Below are 5,444 nucleotides of genomic sequence, written 5' to 3'. Positions count from 1 at the left end.
GAGCGCACACTGGCCCAGTTACCCCCTACCACCCATCTGCTCTTGACCACCAGCAGCAAACCGGATGGGCGCCTGAAATCCACCAAAATCCTCAAGAAAACGGCCATTGTCCGCGAGTTTTCGCAACTGGCCCCTTGGGATGAGGAGGGCATTCTCCAGCAGGTGCAGCGGGAAGCTGAACAACGGGATCTGGCCCTCAGCCCGGCAGCCGCCCAGAAATTGGCCGAGGCGGTGGGCAATGACTCCCGTCGCTTGGCGATGGAATTGGAAAAGCTGGCCCTGTTTACGGCAGGTCAACAGGATCCCATTTCTCCTGAACAAGTCGAGGCGTTAGTTCCCGCCAGCGCCTACAACAGCTTTCAATTGGCGGGATCCCTGCGCAAAGGGAATCTGGAACAAGCCCTACGCATCTTGACCCATCTGCTGGATCACAACGAGCCGGCCCTGAGGATTCTGGCGGTGTTGGTAGGCCAATTTCGCACCTGGCTATGGGTGCGGCTGCTGCTGGATCAGGGAGAACGGGATCCCAAAGTCATCGCCCAGAAAGCAGAAATCGGGAATCCCAACCGGGTTTACTTTCTGCAAAAAGAGGTGGGATCCCTGGAAAGCTCAGCTCTGCTAAGGGTGATGCAGCAACTTTTGCAACTGGAATACCAGCTCAAGCAAGGTCAGCCAGAGCGAGAGGTGTTTCAAGAGGCGCTGATCCAGATTGTGGCCTTTCTCCAGAAAGGCTCATCTTCCCGCAGCCGCTCTCAGACCTCAGCCGCCGCTCTTCTTGGGGAGAGGGGAACCATTGGCCCAGCGAGCCGCTCCACTGCCACTTGAGGTAACCATGGGGCAGAGCTGAAATGGCTCTACGGGTTGCTGCCAAAATGGCTTCGAGACAACCTCAGAGCAAATAGAGCAAGATAAACAACACGATCCAAACCCCATCCACAAAGTGCCAGTAGATCTCGGCAGCTTCGACGCCAAAATGATGTTGAGCGCTGTAGTGGCCGGGCTTAAAGGAGCGCCAGAGCACTGCCAGAATAAACAGCAACCCCGCCAGCACGTGAAGACCGTGAAACCCCGTTAAAACATAGAAGGTGCTGGCAAACAAATTGGTGGTGAGGCCAAACTCCAGGTTGCTGTACTCATAGAGTTGCCCTGCCAGGAAAACCGCCCCCATCAGCGCTGTGAGGGCAAACCACAGCCGCAGACCCCTGACATCATCGGCCTTGATGGCCGACCCAGCTTTGTGAATGACGAAGCTGCTGGAGAGCAAAATCACCGTGTTGATCCCAGGCAAAAGCAATTCCCGCTCTGGGGTTCCCTCCGGCGGCCACACCGGGGCGGTGAGGCTATAGGCCAGGTAGGCCATGAACAGCCCTAGGAAAAGACAGCCTTCTGCCACCAAAAACATCAAGATGCCAAAGACGCGATGATCTGGGTGCTCAGCATGGGCAGTGTGGGCCCTTGAGTGGCCAACCATCAGCGTTTCAGAGGCAAGGGATCCTTGCATATTCCTTTCCACCTAAATTCCTGAATTCCTGAGACTTCTTGAGGCTGTACAAGCAGCCCAGCCAGGACTGGAATACCCAGTGAGCAGGGGATCAGCCGCCCACCGGGCATCCGGCCTGCTAAGAAGAAGTAGGCTCCGCTTCCGCCAGTGCCAGCTCCCGCACGCTCTGCAACTGAGCAGCAAAGTAGTCCAGCGTCTCTTTGCTGTGCAAGCCGTAGTCGTAGGGGCCAGTTAGCAGAATGGGATCCCCATAAAAGTTGTGATGGGGCGGGGGAGAAGAAGTTGTCCACTCCAGTGTCAGGGCCTGCCAAGGATTATCCCCAGCTTTTGGCCCGGCCACCCAGGAGTAGATGGCGTTAACCAAAAAGGGCAGGGTGGAAATGGCCAGAACAAAGGCCCCCACCGAGCTGATCCAGTTGAGGTCGGCAAATTGGGGATCGTACTGGGCCACCCGGCGGGGCATCCCCATCAGGCCCAGCTTGTGCATCGGCAAGAAGCACATGTTAAAGCCGACAAAGGTCAACACAAAGTGCACCCGCCCCCAAAACTCGTTCAGCAGCCGCCCCGTCATCTTGGGGAACCAGTGGTAGATGCCGGCATAGATCCCAAAGACGCTGCCGCCAAACAACACGTAGTGTAGGTGGGCCACCACAAAGTAGGTGTCGTGAACGTGGATATCCAGAGGCACCGAGGCGAGGATAATCCCGCTCAAGCCGCCGATCACAAACATCGAGACAAAACCCATGCCAAACAGCATGGCCGAGCGGAAGTGGATCTTGCCGCCCCACAAAGTGGCCAGCCAGCTAAACACCTTGATCCCAGTGGGAACGGCAATGGCCATGGTGGCGATCATAAAGAACACCCGCATCCAGTCAGGGGTGCCACTGGTGAACATGTGGTGAGCCCAGACGATCAACCCCAAAAAGCAGATGGCCAAGCTGGAGTAGGCGATGGCCTTGTAGGCAAAGATGGGCTTGCGGGCATGCACCGGCAAAATCTCCGAGATCATGCCAAAGACCGGCAAGATCATGATGTACACCGCCGGGTGGGAGTAGAACCAGAACATGTGCTGGTAGACCACCGGATCCCCGCCGCCGCTGGGGTTGAAAAAGGCCGTGCCTGCCAAGAGGTCAAAGCTAAGCAAAATCAATGCACCGGCCAAAACCGGTGTTGCAATGAGGGTGAGAACAGAGGCTGCCAGCATGGCCCAACAAAACAGGGGCATGTCTTCCATCTTCATGCCGGGCATGCGCATCTTCAGGATGGTGGTGATGAAGTTAACCGCCGCCAGGATGGAAGAGGTTCCTGCCAACAAAATGCTCAGGATCCAGAGTTCTTCGCCCACTTTGCCGCTGATCAAGCTGAGAGGGGGGTAGGAAGTCCAGCCGGCAGCCGGAGCCTCTATGAACAGGCTGGCCAAAAGCAGGATCCCTGTGGGCGGAACCAGCCAAAAGGCCACTGCATTCAGCTTGGGGAAGGCCATATCCCGCGCCCCGATCATCAGCGGTACCAGGTAGTTGCCAAAGCCCCCCACCAAAGCAGGCACGATCCACAAAAAGATCATGATCGTGGCGTGCAGGGTAAAGGCACCGTTGTACCGCTCAAAGCCGAGAAAGTCGGCCTCTGGAGTAGCCAGCTCTGCCCGTACTGCCGTCGCCAGCGCCCCTCCCACCAAGTAGAAGAAAAAGGTGGTCACCAAGTACTGGATCCCGATGACCTTGTGATCGGTGGAGAAGGTAAAGAAGCGCCACCAAGGCTCAGCAGGAAGTTCAAGTTCAACCTTCGGTGCAGCAACAAGTCTTGGGCTGTCTTGCAGCTGGGTCATTGCACAAAAGCTCCTATATCGCGTTGGCAGAATGTTGTTCCCACAAGCGCAGGCCAAAGGGGCGTCAGGGATCCCGGCTAGCCTGCGGAAGGAAGGGATCCAGAATGGGACTGGAGAGACTTCAAATCTGAGGGGGAGACGCCCAAACGCTGGTGGTGGACATGGGCAAAGGCAGACTCGGCCTCAGGGGAGCCTGGCCGAGGAGAGGGATGGACTGGCGAGAAATCTGAAACGAGGGCCAAGGTGCTGCCCTCGCCACGGGCGGCCAAAACTTGCTCCTGCTGCCAGCGCTCGAAGTCTTCCGGCGTATCCACAAACAATTGCCCTGCCATCACCCCATGATAGGGGCCGCACAGCTCTGCGCAGATGATGGGGTACTGCCCCAGTTGAGTGGGCACAAACTCCAGGTGGGTTTCTCGGCCAGGGATGACATCCTGCTTCAGGCGAAATTGCGGTACCCAGAAGGCATGGTTCACATCCAGAGCCGTCATATCCAAGCGCACCCGCTTGTTCAGAGGAAGGTGCAGCTCGCTGGCCACCAGGCCGGAATCCGGGTAGGTGAACATCCAAGCATATTGCATGCCCTGAACTTGAACGACCAGATCCGGCTGGCCCATCTCCTTCCCGGGTAGCACCGCAGGCGTGTAGGCGTAGCCGGGATCCCCCGCCTCAGCTTCGTGGGAAGACTCCATCGCCATGGCTGCGTGGATGTGCCCGCCGACATCAGCACCCCCGTAGATGGCCTGGTAAACATCCAAGCTGGCCAAGCCCAACCAAAGAATGATCACCGCCGGCACCGCCGTCCACACGATCTCCAGCAGCACATTGCCGTGGCTGGGATCCCCGTCGCCTTTGTCGCCTCGCCGCTTGCGGTAGCGGACAATACAGTAGAGAAGTACACCCTGTACCACCAAAAAGATCCCTGTGGCAATGGTTACAGTGCTGTTGAAGAGGCTGTCGAACAAGGGGGCTGATTCGGCAGCAGATTCGGGAAGCAGATGGTGGTTTTGCCCGTACCAAAGGCTGGCAAGGGTCAGGAGGATCCCCATAGCCACCAAGATGATGTTGCTCAGCGCACTCACGACTGCTTTTCCCCAATACAAAGAGCGTCCATCCTAGCAGATAATCTGCTCACAGCGTCTGCAAACTACCTTGCTCAACTTAATCCGTCGTTTTTTACTGTTGCCGTTTTTTATTTTTGTTTGCATTGTTTACGGAGTTTACAAAGTTTTCCGATTGTAGAGTCTGCTTCGCTGCGCACGGCTTCTCCACTAGTATCAGATAGTAGTCTGCGGGAGAGAGAAACCCTGCAGGCTTATGGATCTCTTCAGGATCTTTCAGGGTGAGCAGTGACGAGGCGGAGCTTTGGTTCCGAGATTTTCGGCAGACCTGCGCAAGGGCGGTACTGCACTGAAGGCTGGCTCTGGTTGAGGGTCATCTCTCCAAGCTGAGATTTTTGCTGGCTGTAGACTGAGGTAGGGTGGGATAACCCCGCAATTGGGCTGGTTTGGACAGGTTTTCTCTCTTTAATCTCTGCTTCTGTTTAATCTCTGCTTCGCTTTCCCCAATGTCTTCTCCCCATTCACTGGCGACCTTGCTATCTGATCCAGGGGATCCCTTGCCGATCCAGACTCCATCAACGGTCTCGGAATTGGCCGGAATCTTAAAGGAGTGCCAAGGGCGGAAAGTGCTGCCGCTGGGGCAGGGGAGCAAGTGGGGCTGGGCCCACTCTGTGGAGCCGGTGGATTTGGTTCTCAGCACGCGCGGCTTACGCCGGCTCATCGACCATGCGGCTGCTGATCTCACCGTCACGGTGGAAGCTGGCATGACTTTGGCGGAACTGCAACACATCTTGGCCGAGCGGGGGCAATGGTGGCCGGTGGATCCCCTCTATCCGGAGCGGGCTACCCTGGGGGGCATTATCGCCACTGCCGATACAGGTTCTCTGCGCTGGCGTTACGGCGGGATCCGCGACTTGCTGCTGGGCATAGCCTGGGTGCGGGCGGATGGGGAAGTGGCCAAAGCGGGCGGGCGGGTTGTCAAGAATGTTGCTGGCTATGACCTGATGAAGTTGTTCACCGGATCCTTGGGCAGCCTAGGAATTTTGACCCAGGTGAG

5 protein-coding genes are annotated in these 5,444 nt (G+C 57.1%); 2 read left to right on the top strand and 3 right to left on the bottom strand.

Annotated elements, in window-relative coordinates:
• Window positions 1–825 (top strand): DNA polymerase III subunit delta (gene holA / locus NW837_RS01010; RefSeq protein WP_414328869.1); only part of this gene is annotated, 825 nt, incomplete at its 5' end.
• A 64-nt stretch (window positions 826–889) separates the two neighbouring features.
• On the opposite strand, the gene NW837_RS01005 is transcribed toward holA, so the two are convergent.
• The 3 genes from NW837_RS01005 to NW837_RS00995 form a co-directional block, all read right to left on the bottom strand.
• Window positions 890–1,501, bottom strand: a complete 612-nt coding sequence (locus NW837_RS01005) for a cytochrome c oxidase subunit 3 (RefSeq protein ID WP_414328868.1) — start codon at window positions 1,499–1,501, stop codon at window positions 890–892.
• 118 nt (window positions 1,502–1,619) lie between these two features.
• Window positions 1,620–3,326, bottom strand: coding sequence for a cytochrome c oxidase subunit I (gene ctaD / locus NW837_RS01000; protein ID WP_414328867.1), 1,707 nt, complete (start codon window positions 3,324–3,326; stop codon window positions 1,620–1,622).
• Between the two features lie 77 nt (window positions 3,327–3,403).
• Window positions 3,404–4,408 (bottom strand): cytochrome c oxidase subunit II, encoded by a 1,005-nt coding sequence (locus NW837_RS00995; RefSeq protein ID WP_414328866.1) that lies wholly within the window; start codon window positions 4,406–4,408, stop codon window positions 3,404–3,406.
• Between the two features lie 512 nt (window positions 4,409–4,920).
• Between NW837_RS00995 and NW837_RS00990 the strand changes: the two genes are divergently transcribed.
• On the top strand, window positions 4,921–5,444 hold a 524-nt coding region (locus NW837_RS00990), incomplete at its 3' end, for an FAD-binding oxidoreductase (RefSeq protein WP_414328865.1).

It is taken from the genome of Synechococcus sp. R6-10 (assembly GCF_047461815.1).
GTDB lineage: Bacteria > Cyanobacteriota > Cyanobacteriia > Thermostichales > Thermostichaceae > Thermostichus.
The sequence above is the reverse complement of the archived record's forward strand: the minus strand, read 5'-3'. Positions and strand labels throughout refer to the sequence as shown.

Excerpts from the sequence above, each read along its gene's own strand:
- ctaD (WP_414328867.1), bottom strand. The coding sequence starts at position 3,326 with ATGACCCAGCTGCAAGACAGCCCAAGACTTGTTGCTGCACCGAAGGTT.
- NW837_RS01005 (WP_414328868.1), bottom strand. The coding sequence starts at position 1,501 with ATGCAAGGATCCCTTGCCTCTGAAACGCTGATGGTTGGCCACTCAAGG.